The 17,541-nt window shown below is 60.2% G+C and carries 18 protein-coding genes and 1 pseudogene; 12 read left to right on the forward strand and 7 right to left on the reverse strand.

Features of this window, described 5'->3' with window-relative positions; all coding sequences use genetic code 11:
- The first annotated feature begins 33 nt into the window (after window positions 1-33).
- The 7 genes from ACVWYF_RS16500 (at window position 34) to ACVWYF_RS16530 (ending at window position 7,692) form a co-directional block, all read left to right on the forward strand.
- A complete protein-coding gene (locus ACVWYF_RS16500; protein ID WP_457069983.1) occupies window positions 34-804 on the forward strand; it encodes a DUF1573 domain-containing protein in 771 nt (256 codons plus the stop codon).
- Between the two features lie 246 nt (window positions 805-1,050).
- Window positions 1,051-2,040, forward strand: coding sequence for a sulfatase-like hydrolase/transferase (locus tag ACVWYF_RS16505; protein WP_457069985.1), 990 nt, complete (start codon window positions 1,051-1,053; stop codon window positions 2,038-2,040).
- Window positions 2,041-2,152: 112 nt separating this feature from the next.
- The gene (locus ACVWYF_RS16510) at window positions 2,153-3,232 is read left to right on the forward strand and encodes a hypothetical protein (protein ID WP_457069987.1); all 1,080 of its coding nucleotides are present in this window, start codon (window positions 2,153-2,155) and stop codon (window positions 3,230-3,232) included.
- 167 nt (window positions 3,233-3,399) lie between these two features.
- Window positions 3,400-3,921 carry a VOC family protein gene (locus ACVWYF_RS16515; protein ID WP_457069989.1) on the forward strand — a complete coding sequence of 174 codons (522 nt, stop codon included), beginning with the start codon at window positions 3,400-3,402 and terminating at the stop codon, window positions 3,919-3,921.
- Window positions 3,922-4,019: 98 nt separating this feature from the next.
- Window positions 4,020-5,147, forward strand: coding sequence for an alanine dehydrogenase (gene ald, locus ACVWYF_RS16520; RefSeq protein WP_457069991.1), 1,128 nt, complete (start codon window positions 4,020-4,022; stop codon window positions 5,145-5,147).
- Window positions 5,148-5,365: 218 nt separating this feature from the next.
- Window positions 5,366-7,276, forward strand: coding sequence for an LTA synthase family protein (locus tag ACVWYF_RS16525; RefSeq protein WP_457069993.1), 1,911 nt, complete (start codon window positions 5,366-5,368; stop codon window positions 7,274-7,276).
- Window positions 7,277-7,395: 119 nt separating this feature from the next.
- Window positions 7,396-7,692 (forward strand): hypothetical protein, encoded by a 297-nt coding sequence (locus ACVWYF_RS16530; RefSeq protein WP_457069995.1) that lies wholly within the window; start codon window positions 7,396-7,398, stop codon window positions 7,690-7,692.
- Between the two features lie 113 nt (window positions 7,693-7,805).
- Here the strand turns inward: ACVWYF_RS16530 and ACVWYF_RS16535 are convergent, their stop codons facing one another.
- On the reverse strand, window positions 7,806-8,261 hold the full coding sequence (locus tag ACVWYF_RS16535; protein WP_457069997.1) for a type I restriction enzyme HsdR N-terminal domain-containing protein: 456 nt from the start codon (window positions 8,259-8,261) through the stop codon (window positions 7,806-7,808).
- 120 nt (window positions 8,262-8,381) lie between these two features.
- Here ACVWYF_RS16535 and ACVWYF_RS16540 point away from each other — a divergent pair, with 120 nt between their 5' ends.
- The gene (locus ACVWYF_RS16540; RefSeq protein WP_457069999.1) at window positions 8,382-9,152 is read left to right on the forward strand and encodes an AMP nucleosidase; all 771 of its coding nucleotides are present in this window, start codon (window positions 8,382-8,384) and stop codon (window positions 9,150-9,152) included.
- A gap of 168 nt (window positions 9,153-9,320) precedes the next feature.
- On the forward strand, window positions 9,321-10,988 hold the full coding sequence (locus ACVWYF_RS16545; RefSeq protein ID WP_457070001.1) for an amidohydrolase: 1,668 nt from the start codon (window positions 9,321-9,323) through the stop codon (window positions 10,986-10,988).
- Between the two features lie 73 nt (window positions 10,989-11,061).
- Here ACVWYF_RS16545 and ACVWYF_RS16550 read toward each other — a convergent pair whose 3' ends face one another.
- The 5 genes and pseudogenes from ACVWYF_RS16550 to ACVWYF_RS16570 form a co-directional block, all read right to left on the reverse strand.
- Window positions 11,062-11,589 carry a DinB family protein gene (locus tag ACVWYF_RS16550; RefSeq protein WP_457070003.1) on the reverse strand — a complete coding sequence of 176 codons (528 nt, stop codon included), beginning with the start codon at window positions 11,587-11,589 and terminating at the stop codon, window positions 11,062-11,064.
- A gap of 83 nt (window positions 11,590-11,672) precedes the next feature.
- A complete protein-coding gene (locus tag ACVWYF_RS16555; protein WP_457070005.1) occupies window positions 11,673-13,097 on the reverse strand; it encodes an MFS transporter in 1,425 nt (474 codons plus the stop codon).
- Window positions 13,098-13,173: 76 nt separating this feature from the next.
- Complete coding sequence (locus ACVWYF_RS16560) at window positions 13,174-13,992, reverse strand: hypothetical protein (protein WP_457070007.1); 819 nt, start codon at window positions 13,990-13,992, stop codon at window positions 13,174-13,176.
- An 11-nt stretch (window positions 13,993-14,003) separates the two neighbouring features.
- Window positions 14,004-14,669 carry an AAA family ATPase gene (locus tag ACVWYF_RS16565; protein ID WP_457070586.1) on the reverse strand — a complete coding sequence of 222 codons (666 nt, stop codon included), beginning with the start codon at window positions 14,667-14,669 and terminating at the stop codon, window positions 14,004-14,006.
- A gap of 501 nt (window positions 14,670-15,170) precedes the next feature.
- Window positions 15,171-15,341, reverse strand: a pseudogene (locus tag ACVWYF_RS16570) (AAA family ATPase); the annotation flags it as partial.
- Between the two features lie 353 nt (window positions 15,342-15,694).
- Here ACVWYF_RS16570 and ACVWYF_RS16575 point away from each other — a divergent pair.
- Window positions 15,695-15,865: a DUF7948 domain-containing protein gene (locus tag ACVWYF_RS16575; protein WP_457070009.1), complete on the forward strand. Its 171-nt coding sequence runs from the start codon at window positions 15,695-15,697 to the stop codon at window positions 15,863-15,865.
- Window positions 15,866-15,966: 101 nt separating this feature from the next.
- Window positions 15,967-16,113 carry a hypothetical protein gene (locus ACVWYF_RS16580; protein WP_457070011.1) on the forward strand — a complete coding sequence of 49 codons (147 nt, stop codon included), beginning with the start codon at window positions 15,967-15,969 and terminating at the stop codon, window positions 16,111-16,113.
- Here the strand turns inward: ACVWYF_RS16580 and ACVWYF_RS16585 are convergent.
- Entirely contained in the window at window positions 16,047-17,180 is a 1,134-nt protein-coding gene (locus ACVWYF_RS16585; RefSeq protein ID WP_457070013.1) for an acyltransferase family protein, read from the reverse strand. The genes ACVWYF_RS16580 and ACVWYF_RS16585 overlap by 67 nt on opposite strands.
- A 200-nt stretch (window positions 17,181-17,380) precedes the next feature.
- Between ACVWYF_RS16585 and ACVWYF_RS16590 the strand changes: the two genes are divergently transcribed.
- Window positions 17,381-17,521 carry a hypothetical protein gene (locus tag ACVWYF_RS16590; RefSeq protein WP_457070015.1) on the forward strand — a complete coding sequence of 47 codons (141 nt, stop codon included), beginning with the start codon at window positions 17,381-17,383 and terminating at the stop codon, window positions 17,519-17,521.
- The last annotated feature ends 20 nt before the right edge of the window (window positions 17,522-17,541 follow it).

Genomic DNA, 17,541 nt, shown 5'->3' on the forward strand with positions numbered 1-17,541 from the left:
GGCTTTTGATTACCGGCTCAGGGTTTAGAAATCATGAAGAAACTCCTTACTATTTGCCTGCTGGCTTTGGCCGGCGCGGCCCACGCCCAGGGCGTGATGCAGTTCACAACCGACAACCACGACTTCGGCAACGTGCCCGAAGGCACGATGGCCATCCACGAGTTCAAGTTCAAAAACACCGGCAACCAGCCCGTTATCATTGCCAACGTGCAGGCCAGCTGCGGCTGCACCACGCCCGACTGGACCAAAACCCCGGTCCTGCCCGGCAAGATGGGCGTCATCAAAGCCATATACAGCAGTGCCGGCCGCCCCGGCGTGTTCAACAAAACGGTGACCGTGACCAGCAATGCCACCGAAGCCAGCAAGGTCCTCAGCATCAAAGGCACGGTGCTCACCAAAGACCAGATTAAGCCCACGCTCACGCCCGCCCAGCTGGCCGCCTCGCCCCACCTCGTGCTCGACCAAAGCACCCACGATTTTGGTAAGATGGAAGCCGGCCAGCAGCCCACCGCCCGCTTTACGGTGAAGAATACCGGCAAAACCGAGCTAGTGCTGGGCGCGCTCACCTCGGGCTGCTACTGCGTGGGCTACAAGAACAACCCCGCCCCCATCGCGCCCGGCCAGAGCGCCGTGGTGGAGCTGCTCTACAGCCAGCGCCAGCTCGGGCAGGTGAGCGACGCCGTAACCATCACCTCCAACGACGTGAGCGGCGACGCCAAAATCATGCTCAAGGCCAACATCGTGCGCGACCTCAGCGGCAACAGCATGGTGAAGGAAAGCGGCACGGCAGTTCCGTTTAAATAAGCACAATCTCCTGGATAGCCTATTGCCACGGGCTCCGGCGGCTGGCCAGCACTAATTGGTGCCGGGCCAGCTGCCGGAGCCCGTGGCTATTTCAGGAGCCTCCTTTCGTACTTTCAGCTGAACTGCCATCGGCTACCTCTACTGAGCCTTTTGTTATCAATATATAATAATGTATATTTATAATTGTTATATGCCTGCCAACGGCCGCTGGCTGTTGCAGAAACCACAGTTATTCCGTCAAGCGCCATGGCTTTTTTTGCACCTTCCGGGCGGCAAAGCCGCTTTCTTACGGCCACTGGCGGGCTGAAGTACGTGCTTGGCGGGGTGCTGCTGCTGCTCTTCGCGGTGGGCGGAGCGCCGGCCCCGCCCAAAAAGGGCCTGCGCACCAAAAACGTCATCATTGTGGTCATCGATGGCCCGCGCTATTCCGAGACGTGGGGCAACATTCCGGGCAACATTCCCAATATGTCGGGCAGCCTCAAGGCCAGGGGCGTGTATTTTTCTGCCTTTTATAACAACGGGTACACCTACACCAACTCCGGGCACACGGCCCTAACCACGGGCATCAACCAGCCCATTGACAACTTCGACAAGGAGTTTCCGCAACAGCCTTCCCTCTTTCAGTTGTGGCGCAAAGCCACCGGCAAACCCGCCACCGCCGCCTGGCTCATCACCAGCAAAGACAAGCTCTACATTCTGGCCAGTACCCTCAACCCCGAATGGAAGGACCAGTTCCCGCCTTCCGTCGACTGCGGCGTCAACGGCCCGGGCACCGGCTACCGCGCCGATTCCCTAACGCTGATAGCCGTCAAGCGCATTCTGACGCAGTACCAGCCCAACCTGGTGCTCATCAATTTTATGGAGCCCGACGGCTTTGCCCACGCCGGCAACTGGCCCAACTACATCCGCGGCATTGCGCGCGATGACCGTTATGTGATGCAGCTCTATGAGTTTTTGCAGAAGAACAAAGCCTACCGCAACAACACGGCGCTGTTCGTGACCAACGACCACGGCCGCCACCTCGACACCGTGCCGCCGGGGTGGACCGAGCACGGCGATGGCTGCGAGGGCTGCCGCCACATCAGCCTGCTGGCCTTGGGGCCGGATTTCAAAAAGGGCCGCACCGTGAAGGATACCTGCACCCTGGTCGACGTGCCGTCCACCGTGGCCTACATGCTGGGCATTCCCTTTGCCCAAGGCCAGGGCAAGTCGATTGAGGCGTTGTTTAAACGCTGATAACGTGTGTCCTCAGCCTGTTATTCCAGGCTGAGCCGTCAGTCACCGTCCTGGTTGAGTGCTTCGCCGGGCCGGATTTTCTTAAAGGGCCGCCCCGCGTTGGCCCACTGCCGTGATGATTTCTCTTCTGGTTCTGGTTTGTTACGGCCTGCTGCTTAGCCAGCCGGCATTGGCACTGGTTGGCTGGCCGGCGCAGGGGAAGGCATACGCCGCCGATAACCCCTTCTTTACCAGCGATGAAATCGTTGAGCTCACGCTCTCGCTGCCGCTGGAACAAGTCCTGAAAGACCGGGGCGCTAGTCCCGGGCTCCACCCGGCCTTGCTCTCCTACCGGGGTGCCAACGGCGGCACGCAAACGCTGGCCGTACAGGTGCGCGGCAACCGGCGCAAAGACCCCGCCGTGTGTGGCTTCCCGCCACTGCTGGTAAAGTTTCCGCCGCCCACCGGGCCAAGCGCCCTCTTTGGGCCGGTAGCCGAATTGAAACTAACCACCCACTGCCTCTCCGACGACTATACCCTGCGGGAATATTTGGTCTACAAGCTCTACAATGTGCTGACGGACTTGAGCTACCGGGTCCGGCTGTGCCGCATTACCTACCGGGATAACGGCGGACGGGCCAGCACTTCCGTGCATTACGGTTTCTTTCTGGAGAATACCGATGCCCTTGCGCGGCGCAATCAAACCACAGTGTTACCAAAACCATTGTTCATGGGCATGGAAAACCTGAACCAACCGGCCACGGCCACGATGGTCATCTTCCAATACATGATTGGCAACACAGATTGGTCGGTGCCCTACCGGCACAATACCAAGCTGCTGGTCCGGAGTCTGATTACCCCACCGCTACCGGTGGCCTTTGATTTCGATTACAGCGGGCTGGTGATGGCCCCGTACGCGGTGCCGCCCGAGCAGCTTGGTATCACGTCGGTGCGGCAGCGCCTGTTTCGCGGCTACTACTTCTCGCCGGAGACGTATGCCGCCGTTCGGGACCTTTTTAATTCCCGACGCGCCGCGCTCTACAACGTGTACCTGGCCTGTCCCTATCTCAGCCGGGATGAGCAGGAATTTGCTACGCACTATTTAAGTGAGTTTTATAAAATCCTCAACGACCCCAAAGACTTCGAACGCCAAATCGTGCGGATGGGGCGCCAAAACGAAAAAAGATATACCCAAATTCGGGGCTTCGATTAACCTCCGCACCGCTAAAATTGTCCGCAGATTGTAGCGGTTTACGCAGATTAGGACGGCCCCGGCTTTTTCCCTAATTGCCGGGAAGTCCTGCCAATTTGGCGGGGCTTTTTATGGAGCGATTTTGGATTAATGTCGGTACATTAATCCATTTGATTATCAGCTTCATCATGGCAAACGAAACCAGCAGCGCCGCACCCGTAGCCAGCGCCGCCTACGAAGTCCCGGCGCGAACCCGCATCGGCCACATTCATCTGCAAGTCACCGATATCGACAAAGCGCTGGGTTTTTACCGCGACATTCTGGGCTTCCAGGTGATGCAGCGGTTTGGGAATCAGGCGGCGTTTATTTCGGCCGGCGGCTACCATCACCACATCGGGCTCAATACCTGGAATAGCCTGGGCGGGCCGCCCGCCCGCAAGCAGGGCGCGGGGCTGTACCACACCGCCATTCTCTACGCCACGCGGGCCGAGCTGGCGGGCGCGCTCCGGCAACTGGTGGCCGCCAATTACCCCATCACCGGCTCGGCCGACCACGGCGTGTCGGAAGCCATTTACCTCGACGACCCCGACGGCAACGGCGTGGAGCTGTACTGGGACCGGCCCCGCGGGCAATGGCCCATGACGCCAGACGGCGAAGTGCAGATGTACACCCGCGCCCTGGACCTGAATGCGCTGCTGGCGGAAGCGTAGGCTGAACCAAATTTTGGCGCACCGGGTACTAGGCCCGCGCCCTATCTTTGCGGCTCGAAAGCTCACCTCCCCACTCCCATCACTTTCCCACTTCGCTCATGATTATTGGCGTTCCTAAGGAGATTAAAAATAATGAAAACCGCGTGGGCCTCACGCCCGCCGGCGTAGCTGAGCTGCGCAAGCACGGCCATACCCTGCTGGTGCAGCACACGGCCGGCGAAGGCTCGGGCTTCTCGGACGAGGAGTACCAGACGGCCGGCGCGACCATCCTCTCCACCATTGCCGAGGTGTACGGGCAGGCCGAGATGATTATCAAAGTGAAGGAGCCGATTGCTGAGGAGTACCCGCTCATCAAGGAGAACCAGCTGCTGTTCACGTACTTCCACTTTGCCAGCGGCGAGGAGCTGACCCACGCCATGATTGAGCGCAAGGCCATATGCCTGGCGTATGAGACGGTGGAACTCAGCAACCGCGCCCTGCCCCTGCTCATCCCGATGAGCGAAGTGGCCGGCCGCATGGCCCCGCAGGAAGGCGCCAAGTACCTGGAGAAACCTCTGAAAGGCCGCGGCATTCTGCTCGGCGGCGTGCCCGGCGTGAAGCCGGCCAACGTGCTGATACTGGGTGGCGGCGTGGTTGGCACGCAGGCCGCAAAAGTGGCCGCCGGCCTCGGTGCGCAGGTCACCATTATGGACGTTAGCCTGAACCGCCTGCGCGAACTGGACGACTTCATGCCCAAAAATGTGGTGACGCAGTATTCCAACGAGTACAACATCCGCGAAGCCATCAAAACCTCCGACCTGATTGTGGGCGCAGTGTTGATTCCCGGCGCGAAGGCCCCGCACCTCATCACCCGCGACATGCTGAAGACCATGCGTCCCGGCACCGTGGTCGTGGACGTGGCCGTGGACCAGGGCGGTTGCATCGAAACCTGCCACCCCACCACCCACGAAAACCCCACCTTCATCATCGACGACGTGGTGCATTACTGCGTGGCCAACATGCCCGGCGCGGTGCCCTACACCTCGACCCTGGCCCTGACCAACGCCACCCTGCCCTACGCCGTGAAACTGGCCAACCAGGGCTGGCAGGAAGCCTGCCGCCGCGACGAGGCCCTGCGCCTCGGCCTGAATGTGGTACACGGCGAAGTCGTGTACAAAGGCGTAGCCGATGCCTGGGGCCTGCCCTTGGTGAACGTGGAAACCGTGCTGGAGCTGGCGGCCGTATAGTTGTAAGTAGGGACTGTCATTGCGAGTGGAGCGCAGCGGAACGCGGCAATCTGTCCTTTCGATGCGACCAGCCTGATAATGCGATACCCATTTTATAGTAAAGCCCCGATACTGCGCAGTATCGGGGCTTTTCACATCTTTTAAGTTTGTCGCTTTGGGAGGACGGGTTGCCGCGTTTCGCTGCGCTCCACTCACAATGACAAACGCCTACTGACCTCATGTTTCCCTCTCCCAATATCCGCCTGCTGCTGCGCCGCTTTGCGCTGCTGATGGCCGTTTACACGCTGCTCCGCCTGGGCTTTTACTGCCTGAATCTGGTCACGTTCCGGGGCATTGAGGCGGGACCGGTGGCGCTGGCTTTTGTGCATGGGCTGCGGTTCGATGTGGCCGCGCTGCTGTGGCTGAACCTGCTGCTGGTGCTGCTGTCGCTGCTCGTGCCGGTGGGGTCGCGGAGCGGGCAGCAATGGCTGCGCGGGCTGTTTGTGCTGCTGAACGTGCCGGGGTTTTTAATTAACATCATTGACTGGGAGTACTTTAAATTTATCGGGCGGCGGCTGAGCAACGAGTGGAGCACCATTGGGCACGACATTGCCCAGCAGGCCGGGCAGATTGGCTTGCAATACTGGTACCTGGCCATTCCGCTTTTGGGGCTGGTGTACCTGCTGTGGCGGCTGTGCCCCATGCCCACGCCGGCCGAGCTGGTCGCGCCCGCCGGCCGCCGGCGCTGGGTGCAGCGCACCGTGGAGTTTCTGCTCACGGTGGGCCTGGTGGTGCTGGGCCTGCGCGGCGGCTGGCAGCTCAAGCCGCTGCGCACCGGCATTGCCTTCGAGCAACAGCCCGCCGTGCTCGGCCACCTGGCCCTGAACAGCACGTTTACGGTCCTGAAATCCTTCGATGAAGTGCAGGTTGACCGGGTGAGCTACTTTCCCACCACCACGGCGCTGCGCCCGGCCCTGAGCGCCGCCCCGCTGCCCGCCCGGACTACTGCCCCCGCCCCGCCCAACAACGTGGTGGTGCTGCTGCTCGAAAGCTTCGGCTCGGAGTATAACGGGGTGGAAAACGGCGGCCAGGGCAGCTTCACCCCCTTTTTCGATTCATTGGCCGCAGCTCCCGGCGCGCGGCTGATGCGGGAGAATTACGCCAACGGCCGCCGCTCCATCGAGGCGCTGCCGGCCGTGCTCTCGGGCCTGCCTTCGCTGATGGATGAGCCCTTTATCACCTCCAGCTTCCAGACGGCGGAGCTGCACGGGCTGGGCGAAATCCTGGGCCGCCACGGCTACAACACGGCCATGTACCACGCCGGCTCCAACGGCACCATGGGCTTCGATATGTTTGCCGGCATTGCCGGGATGCAGCATTACTACGGCCTGAACGAGTACCCCGGCGGCGGGGCCAGCCCCGACTACGACGGCCATTGGGGCATTTTCGATGAGCCCTACCTGCAATACTTTAACCAGCGGCTCACGGCTACCAAGCAGCCATTTATGGCCACGATATTCACGCTTAGCTCGCACGAGCCATTCTCGCTGCCGGCGAAGTACAAGGGTAAATTCGCGGCCGGCACCCAGCCCATTCACCCCACCATTGCTTACGCGGATATGGCGCTGCGGAAGTTTTTCGCGGCGGCCAGCCAGGAGCCGTGGTACGCGCACACGCTGTTCGTGCTCACGGCCGACCACACGTCGCAGTCGGACCGTGCCGGCTACCAGAACCCGCTGGGCGTGCACAAAACGCCGCTGCTATTTTTCCGTCCCGGCCAGCCGCTGCCAGCCGCCAACCCGCACCGCATCACGGAGCAGCTCGACGTGCCCGCCTCGGTGCTCGACGTGCTGGGCCTGACGCAGGAGCAAACGGCGCTGCTGCCCTTCGGCTCATCAGTGTTCGATACGGCCAGCCCGGGCCGGGCCATTTTCCGCGACGGCGACTCGTACTATCTCGTGCATTCCGACTTCGTGACCGAGTTGACGAACAAGAACGAAGTGCGCCTCTACCCCTACCAGACCCATTTTATTCCCAACGAGCCCGTGGCGCACCCGAACCCGGCGTTGGTGAAGAAATACGGGGACGAGCTCCGAGCCTGCGTGCAATTCTACGTGAACGGGCTGTTGGATAATCGCCTCTACAAATAGCTTCACAACACCTATTTACATTCAAAACGAACCCGAACTTGTTTTTTTCCGTTAAAGGCAACTCAAATATCATGCTTTAACCGGCGTGGGAATTTGTTTCACTCAACCTTTTCTGACCTATGAAAAAGCAACCCCTCATTCTCGCTTTGTTCCTCGCCGTCTGTGGTTTCTCGGCCAATGCCCAGAGCAGCACCAGCACGACCACCACGCGCCAGACCACGGTGACGCCCGCTCCGGCCACGTACCCGACGGCCACGCCCGCTCCCGCTTCCTCGACCACCACGGAATCGACCACAACCACCACTGACCCGGCTTCGACTACGGTAATCCAGGCAGCCCCAGCCGAAACCGTTATTCCCGCCGACACCAAGGTGAAGGACAAGCGCAACAAGACGAAAATCAAGCCGAAGAACTAAGGCGTTCAGCCCCTAGTTTTCAAGTTGAAAGGCCCGGTCGCAAGCAGTTGCGGCCGGGCTTTTTGCAATTCTTTTTTAAAGGCAATTTACTCATGAACAATTCGCTGAAGTTGTCAAATAGCATCTACGAAAGCTGGTATTTCCTCCAGACGCTCGTTGGTACGCATCACAAAATCCACCCGCCAGCAGTAATGAACCAGGCCGTTGGTGAGCAGCAGTAGCGGTGCCCCAATGGTCTGGTTGTAGGTAGTGGCCTGCCGGGCCACGGCCTGCGTGATGGGCACGGAGGGCGCTTTGCACTCCACCAGCAGCAGGGGCTGGCCGGCGGGGTCGAGGGCCAGCAGGTCGGTGCGCTTTTGGCGCTGGTTGTAGCGCAGGCCGCGCTCCAGAGCCAGCAGGCCGCGTGGGTAGCCCAGGTGGTTGATTAGGAAATGCACGACGTGCTGGCGCACCCACTCCTCGGGCGTGAGCACGACGTGTTTGCGCCGCAGCCCATCCCAGATGAGCGGTTGGTTTGTGGCCGATTGCGTAAGTTTGGCCTCGAAAGGCGGCAGGTCCAGGGCTTGCATCACCTCCAAAGGTAGGGGTCTGGTATCGAGTGACTGAGCAACTGAGTGGCTAAGTGACGCCGAAACGCATACCCTTTTCTCACTCCCGAACTTAGCCATTCAGCCACTCAAACACCTTTTATGAAGACCAAAGAAGAGATTGTTAATAACTGGCTGCCGCGCTACACCGGCGTGCCGCTGAGCGACTTCGGGCAGTACATTCTGCTCACCAATTTCAGCAATTACGTGTATATGTTTGCCGAGCAGTTTGACGTGGAAGTGCGCGGGCTGGACAAGCCCATGCAAACGGCCACGGCCCACGGCATCACCATCATCAACTTCGGCATGGGCTCGCCAATGGCGGCCACGGTCATGGATTTGCTTTCGGCCATCAAGCCCAAGGCGGCGTTGTTTCTGGGCAAATGCGGCGGCCTGAAAAAGACCAAGCTCGGCGACCTCGTGCTACCCATCGCGGCCATTCGCGGCGACGGTACTTCCGACGACTACCTGCCCAAGGAAATTCCGGCGCTGCCCTCCTTCCGCCTGCAACGCGCTGTTTCTTCCATGATTAAGAAGCACGAGCTGGACTACTACACCGGCACCGTGTACACCACCAACCGCCGCGTGTGGGAGCACGACCAGGATTTCAAGGACTACCTGCGCCGGGTGCGCGCCCTGGCCGTGGACATGGAAACGGCCACCATTTTCGTAGTCGGTTTCATGAACGACATTCCGCACGGCGCGCTGCTGCTGGTGAGCGACAACCCGATGACCCCCGAAGGCGTGAAAACCTCGGAATCGGACTCGAAAGTGACCACCGATTTCGTGAAGCGCCACCTGCAAATCGGCATCGAATCGCTGCAGGAGCTGCAGTTCTCGGGCGAGTCGGTGAAGCACATGCGCTTCGAGTAGAAAGCGCACATTTTTGCGGATTCTATCGATTTCGTAGCCCGTCATGCAGAGTGCAGCGAAGCATCTTACCCGCCACCCCTAATCCTTTCGAATGGATTACTATTGTGGTAAAGATGCTTCGCTGCGTTCTGCATGACGGGCCTTTTTTGTCATAATTCCCGCCTGCCCATGCACACATCAATACCTGAATTATCTCAAAAACTCGCCGCCTCCCTCCTAGCCCTAGCGCTGCTCAGCGGCTGCGGAGCCAAGCGCGAAGCTGTGGATTTGCTGGTGACCAACGCCACGGTTTATACCGTCGATTCGACCTTTTCGAAAGCCGAAGCTTTTGCGGTGAAAGATGGCAAATTCGTGGCCGTTGGCCCGGCCGCTGAGTTGAAAGCGAAGTACCAGGCGACGCAGGAAGTGGACGCGGGCGGCAAGTTTATCTATCCCGGTTTTTACGACGCGCACTGCCACTTCTATCGCTACGCCCTGGCCCTGCCCAGTGCCGATTTGGTGGGTACGAACTCTTGGAAAGAGGTGATTCAGAAGCTGCAGCAGAACCGGAAGAAATACCCGCAGGCCGCCTGGCTCACGGGCCGCGGCTGGGACCAAAACGACTGGCCCACCAAGCAGTTCCCGACCAAAGACACGCTCGACCAGCTGTTTCCCGACGTGCCAGTGCTGCTTGTCCGCGTGGACGGCCACGCCGCGCTCGTGAACCAGAAGGCGCTGGATTTGGCTGGTGTCACGGCCCGCACGCCCATCAGCGGCGGCATTATTACGCGCGATGCGCAAGGCCGCCTAACGGGCCTGCTGGTTGATAACGCCACGCGCCTCGTGAGCAGCAAAATCCCCGACCCGGCTCCTGCCCAGGCCGCTCAACTCCTGCTGCAAGCCCAGCAAAACTGCCTGGCCGTGGGCCTCACCAGCCTCGCCGATGCCGGGCTAGACAAAGCCAACATCGACCAGATGGCGGCCTTGCAGCAGCAAAAGAAGCTACACCTGCGCCTCTACGCCATGCTGAACCCGACGCCGACCAACCGCGCCTACTACCTCAAAAATGGCCCGGTTCTCACCGACCAGCTCACTATCAATTCCTTCAAAGTGTACGCCGACGGCGCGCTCGGTTCGCGCGGGGCCTGCCTGGTGAACCCGTACGCCGACCGGCCCAAGGAAACCGGCTTCCTGCTTTCCACCGAAAAAGAGTACCGCGCCCTGGCCAAGGAGATTGCCGCCTCCAAGTTCCAAATGAACACCCACGCCATTGGCGACTCGGCCAACCGCATCATCCTCAATATCTACGGTGAGGCGTTGAAGGGCCAGAAAGACCGGCGCTGGCGCATCGAACACGCCCAGGTTGTGACGCCGGCAGACATGCCCAAGTTCGGGCAGTTCGGCATTGTGCCCTCGGTGCAGCCCACCCACGCCACGTCCGATATGTATTGGGCCGGCGAACGGTTGGGCGCGGCCCGCCTGAAAACGGCCTACGCCTACGCCGAATTGCTGAAACAGTACGGCCAGCTGGCCCTGGGTTCCGACTTTCCGGTAGAGAATATCAACCCGCTGTTCGGCTTCCACTCGGCCGTAGCCCGGCAGGATGCGAAGAACTTTCCCAAAGGCGGCTTCCAGATGGAAAACGCCATTACCCGCGAGCAGGCCTTGCGCGGCATGACCACCTGGGCCGCCCACGCCGCCTTCGAGGAGAAGCGCAAAGGCCAGATTAAACCCGGTATGCTGGCCGATTTCGTGGTGCTGGATACTGACTTGCTGACGGCCCCGAACGAGAAATTGCGCGGCGCGCAGGTGCTGCAAACGTGGATTGGCGGCGAGCGGGTATTCGGGCGGAAATAATCATTCCCCAAAGTCAAAAGGCCTGCTGAACAATGTTCCGCAGGCCTTTTTAGGTTATTACGATGGGCCGGCGCTACCGCTGCGGAGCTTCGTCGGCCGAGCCGCCGTAGATGGCGGGCACCGGAATATCGAGCAGGCGCAGGTACACGCTCATCTGGCCGCGATGGTGGATGAGGTGGTTGAGCACCATCACGCGGGCCACCATAATGCGGGGCATGGCCATGATGGTTTGCTCGCCCCGGTTCATGCTCCACATCTCCCAAAAAGTGGCGTCGTCGATGTCGGACAGGGCCTTGTGCAGGTTTTCGCCGTTTATATCAAAGCGGCGCAATACCTCGTCGGTGTGGGTGGGCGACGGGGGCATTTGCACGGTGGCCATGTCGGTGGTAGCTCCACCCAGCGACATCTGCAGGAAACCCACCAGGTTGGCCATGTGCGAAGCCAGGGTGCCCAGCTTCATGCTTTTGGGGTGGGGCTGCCAGTCGAACTTGTCGGTAGGCACGCGCTCCAGGAGGCGGCGGGTCAGGGCCAGCTCGCGCTGGGCTTCCTGGGCCAGGGCGGCCTGTGGGGTGAGACGGGTGGGGGCGGTGGTTTCGCTCATGAAACAGAAAAAATGGGAGTGGGAAGAAAGTTGAACGGGCAGCCAATGACCGCCCGTTTGGCTGAGACGGACGAGGGCCGGTTTTACTTCAGGGTGCTCGGGGTGCTATCCATGGCCGAGGCGGGCGGCGGGCCCGGAAATGCGGGGACCACCACGTCTTCGCGCAGCTTCTTGCCGCGCAGCTGGAGCAGGAAATACAGGCCCAGGATGAAGAACACAATGAGGGCTAGCAGGCTGTTGCGCATCGAACCGGTGACCTGGTTGATGATGCCGAATGTGGCCGTGCCAATCACGATGCTCAGCTTCTCGGTCACATCGAAAAAGCTGAAGAAGGCGGCCGAATTAGGCGTATTCTCAGGAATGATTTTGGAGTAGGTGCTGCGGCTCAGGCTCTGGATAGCACCCATTGTCAGGCCAATAACCGCCGCCAGCGCGTAGAAGCTCCAGCCAGCCTGCACGAAGTAACCGGCAATGCAAATCAGCATCCAAATGAACACCGACCAGCTCAGGGCGCGCGTATTGCCGATGCGCTCGGAGAGCTTAGCGAACAGGTAAGCGCCCGCAATGGCCACCACCTGCAACAGCAGAATGGTGAGGATGAGCGCGCCCGATTCGAGGTGCAATTCATCGGTACCGAAGAGGGTGGCCACGTACATCACCGTTTGCACGCCCATGTTGTAGGTGAAATAGGCGAGCAGGAATTTCTTCACGTTGGGCAGCTGCTTGAGCTGGTCCCACACCTTGCCCAACTCGTGGAAACCGTTGAGCAACCAGCCGCCTTTGGCTTCGGGGGCATCGGCGGGGCGGCCCCGGTCGGACGGCAGCGTGGCGAAGGGAATCTGGGCAAAGCCGGCCCACCACAGGCCGGTGAGCAGGAACGAAATCTGGGCGGCGCGCTCGGCCCCGATGCCGATTTTATCGTGAAACTGGTTTATCACCAGGCAGGTCACCAACAGAATAACCGAGCCGATATAGCCCATCGAAAAGCCTTTGGCCGAGAGCGAATCAAACTTCTCTTCCGAAGAAATTTCGGGCAGGTAGGAATTGTAGAACACGATGCTGCCCGAAAAGCCCACCGTGGCCGCCACGAAAATGAACGTGGACAAGGTGAGCGTGGCCGGCGAAAAGAAGTACAGCCCCGCGCACGACACCGCCCCGATGTAGCAGAAGATTTGCAGGAACAGCTTCTTGCGGCCCGAAAAGTCAGCCAGCGAGGTGAGGAACGGGCTGACGATGGCAATGAGCAGGAACGACACCGAAATGGCGTAGTTCAGCAGCGACGAGCCGGGCACCATCATGCCTAGGAAGCTCACGGGGCTCTGGCCGCTGTCGGTGTGCGTTATCTGTTTGATGACGCTGGACCAGTAAATCGGGAAAATGGAGCTGGTGATTACCAGAGGGTACACCGAGTTGGCCCAGTCGTAGAACGTCCAGCCGGTGGTGATGCGCTTGTTGTCTTTTTCGACCGCGCCAGCGGCGGCGGCGGGGAGCGTCGGGGTTGGGGTCATAAGTGAGCGCTGAGAAGGTTAGGGATTGCGCCGGGGAAGGTAACGGGTTTTTACGGTTGGGGTTGGGAAGGAGGCGTTACCGTTGGGGCAGGTGCGGGAAGTTGGCGCGCATCATGCCGGCAAACTCGGCATTGCCGAAGGCCGCTTCCTGCCAGAGCGCCCGCGCCCAGGCTACCTCGGCCACGCCTTCGGCAAAGGTGAAATTAAAGTCCCGCAGAAACTTGGCCGCCGCCCGGTTTAAAGGACGGCTCATGCGCAAGTCGCCTATCTGCCGAGCGTACTGGAGCAGTTTCAGATGATTGATGCGGCGCTGAATCAATTCGGGCCGGTCCAGGCCGAACGCCTTAATGCATTCGTCGCCCCGGTCGGTTAAGAATTTGATGGTGTCTTGTGCAAATGTCAGATGAGCAGCCGGGTCTTCCGTCGCGGGGTCCACCAACAGCGGCTCTTCCAGCGTCAGCACGTCGGCATGACTCAGCGCCCGGGCGGCTGAATTGCGCAGCGGGAAGTAATTGGTCTTGTACTTCTGATTGCAGTAGATGCAGGCGTAGTACAGGTTGCTCCATTCGTAGGCCAGCCAGTAGTAGCCGGGCTTTTCCAAGGGGCCGTTCAGGGTTTGCTGCACGCCGCCTTTGGGCCGAAAGTGCTCTACGTCGCCGTAGTTATCGGTGGGCTTCCATTCGCAATAGCAGCACTTGTCGTGTTGGTCGTACTGGAGGCGCTCCTTTACCCGCGCATCGTTGTAGATGCCCTTTTTGGAATCCAGCAGCTTGCTTCCCAACTGCTGGCAGGCAGCCGGGTCGGCTTCCTGAGCTTCTTTGAGCTTGGCTAAGTGCCTTGCCCCGCTGCTGCCCAGTGGCGCAGGAGGCGGCTGGCTTTTCACAACCCGAATCATGACAACGAGGGTTATTGTTCGTCCAGATTCAGGTTGCGCGCGAGGCGGGCCAGCAGGTCCTCGGCCCGGCGCTCGGGGCGGGTGGTGCCCACGGGCTGGTCGGCGAACAGGGCATTCAGGCGCTCCAGCTCAGCTTTATCTTTGGCGGTGGGGCGCTTCTTTAGTAGCAGCTCGTTGCGGCGTTTCAGGTCGGCTTCGGTTTGGGGCGAGAGCGGGGACGTGTCCTCGAATAGCTCGCTGCTGAGGATTTGCTCGATGCGCCAGCGCCGCACGTCGGGCAGGTCGGGTACCACCACGGTCTGGTCGCCTTCGCGGCGCAGCAGCACCACGTTGGCCCCGGCGTCGCCGGCGGCCTGCACCACCAGCGGGCTGTGGGCAGTGGCAATGAACTGCGTGTTCTTAAAAATCCCGCTCAGGAAGCCGATGAGCTTGCGCTGCCATTCCGGGTGCAGGTGCAGGTCGATTTCATCGATGAGCACGATGGCGGGCTCTTCCAGCGGGTTCGCGCTCTCGGGGTAGCGGATGAAGAGCTTGCTGGCGAAGTCGGTGAGCCACACCACCAGGGTTTGGTAGCCCAGGCTCATGTCGCGCAGGCGCACCCAGCCGTAAGGGGTTTCTAATTCTAAGTATTGTTGATAGCCTTTGCTGGAAATACGGATATTGGTTACTTCAAGCAAGACCAATAGCAAAGCTTTTCGCACTTGTTCTAAACACTTTGCTGCTTGTACGTCTCCTTTAAGTGAACTGTATTCCATCTGCAAGAACCATTCTTCAGGATTCAGTAAATCCGCACGGTCATTAAACAAACTGATACAAGTATCAACATTAACTGGTGCCTCACTAAGCATAGAGTTTCCCGTGGTACGCCCAGCACCATAACCGTAACATTTGAGCCCTATTTCATTCTCATTAAATAGCAGGGCGCTTCCGAGAGTATAATTACCTTTTTTGTCGACTCCATAGGTAATTGACGTTTCTTCAACCCAAACTAAGTAATCCCGATTTATCGGCTTAACTAGTTTTTCGTTGTATTGAACTCCTGCACGTATGGTTGTTTGGGTAGCAACATTTCTATTAGGAACCCATTCTGAATATTCTGATTTATATAATGCTGGAGCGTAGCTTGTCGAATCAAATGGTGTTGACTTATGAGTAGGTCTTGACCCCGCCAACGCCTTCAACACCGTCGTCTTCCCCACCCCATTATCCCCGAGAATAATCGTCCACTGCGCCGGCCTTCCATCGGGGCGGGCGAAGGAAATCGTCTGCTTCTCCCCGAAGCTGCGCACGTTTTCCAGGCTCAGGGACAGGAAGTAGGCGGGGGGCGGCGAAGTGGGTTGGTCGGTCATCAGGAGAAGAAGCGGGGCGAGGCAGGCAGGCCCCAAAAGTAGCAGGCCCGCCGGGTTTGGGCCGGGCGGCGGGGCAATTGGCCAATTCACGGGGAGGTGGGTTCGCGTCCAGCCAGTAGCCACGGTGGGGTGAGGGCTGGCCAAAACCACCCACTGGGCCAGATTACCAAATCAATACCCACCACGATAAATCTGGCAATTCACCGGGATTCACCCCCGGAAAGTCAGACCCTGCCCCCAGCAGGGTCTTTTGCTGTCCGGCAGTAGTTGTTTTTCCCCACCTCCACCCTGTTTCATGCGTCGTACCCTTACGCGTTGACTTTGCCTGGGCAGTGCCTTATTTGCCTTTTCTGATGCCGTGGCCGGCACGCCGCCTGTGGCCCACGTGCCCACCCTCACCGACGTGCGCTACCAGCCAGTTCTACCCCGGCACCGACCTGCGCCTGTACGCGCGTGGGGCCGTGATGGAGTACGATTTCGAGCTGGCCGCCGGGGCAGATGCCGCCCGCATTAAGTTGCGCTAAGAGGGCGAGGAGTCGCTGACCGTGGTAGGTGGTGCCCTGCAAATCGGCATCAGCGTTGGCCGCGCCGCGTTACGGAGCAGCAGCCGTATGCGTACCAGGTGGTGGACGGCCGCCGCGTGGCCGTGCCCTGCCGCTACGTGCTGGGGCCGCAGCGCACGGTGAGCTTCGGCCTGCCGAAGGGCTACGACCATCCACCCCCATTCCCCAACACCTTCTTCTTCAACCAGGCCCGCACCGGCTCGTCGTAAAATTTCAAGCAAGCGTAGGCAATGGTTACGGCGGCCAGAAAGACCAGCGCCGCCACGGGCCAGCCGTTGCGCAGGGGCACTTTATTCGCCGCTACCCAGGCCGTGTAGGTGTAGATGAGCGGGTAGTGCGTGATGTAAATCGGGTACGAAATATCGCCCAGGAAGCGGCATAGCCGCTGGGCCGGGGCTGAGCGTACCACGCCGCTGGCCCCCAGGAAGATGATGCCGGGGAAGACGATAATTATGCTCAGCGCATCATAAAGCCCATTTTGCCACAGGTGCGCGGGGCTGCCGATGCGGGGCATGGCCAGCACGCCCACCACCAACAGGCTGCTCCACCCAAAGGCATTCCGGATTCCCGTGCGCAGCCGGGCCAGCCGAAACAGCAGCAGCCCCGCAAAAAACGGATACATCATGCGGGCGAACCCGATGTGCAGCTGCTCCGGCTCCAGCGACCAGCCGCCAATGACATCGCCCGCGGGACTGGTGACGGCCAGGTGCAGCAGCGCCCCCGCCGCCAGCGCCACCAGCACGGCCAGGGCCACGTTTGAGAAGCGGCGCACCACTGTGGCGTACAAGACGTTGGCCACGTACTCGTAGAACAGCGACCAGCCCGGCCCGTTGAGCGGGTAGGTTTCGTGCCAGCCCCGAATGTCGAGGGCGGGCGGCACCGGCACCATCATGCAGCCAATGAGCATGACGAGTAGCACCAGCCACCCCGGCGTCTGGCCGATGGCGGGCCACAAGCTACCCGCCTGGAAGTAGAAAAACCCCGCCCCAATCACCATTCCCATTACCACCATCGGCTGCAGCCGCACCAGCCGCCGCTTGAAGAAACCGCCCACCGTCATCCTGCCCCATCGGTCGTCGTAGGCGTAGCCAATCACAAACCCAGACAGCAAAAAGAAGAAATCAACCGCCAGGTAGCCGTGGTTGATAAGCTGGTCGAGGTGGCTGGTGGCGTGGGCCTCGCACAGGTGAAACGCCACCACCACCAGGGCCGCCACGCCCCGCAGGCCATCGAGGATGGGATAATGGGGCTTGGCGGGGAGCGGCGTGGGCTGCATGCGGGTGGGAAGTTGGGAGTTACGGCAAAGCGTCGCTTTTAATGACCGTAAACTTAGCTCTGCTCAGCGAATCGGTTTAGACCATCGCCCTTGCGAATAAGCCCCGCCCACATGTGAGATATTTCCTGGTGCCCGAGGTGTAATGCACTGCCGGGGCCAGCAATAAATAGGCTACCTCCAGCAACCTTATTTCCTTCGTCATGCACTTCGTCCCGTACGCGCCCCCTGCTGACCACTGCAACCAGCCTCCCGTGCAGGGCAAGCGAGCCAACCGCCTGGCCCTGGCCCTCTTTGCGTTTGCGTCCCTGGCTGGGCTACTGGTAAAGTATTTGCCCTGGTGAAGCCCGCGCCGCGCCAGGTC

This window comes from Hymenobacter sp. UYAg731, assembly GCF_054061335.1.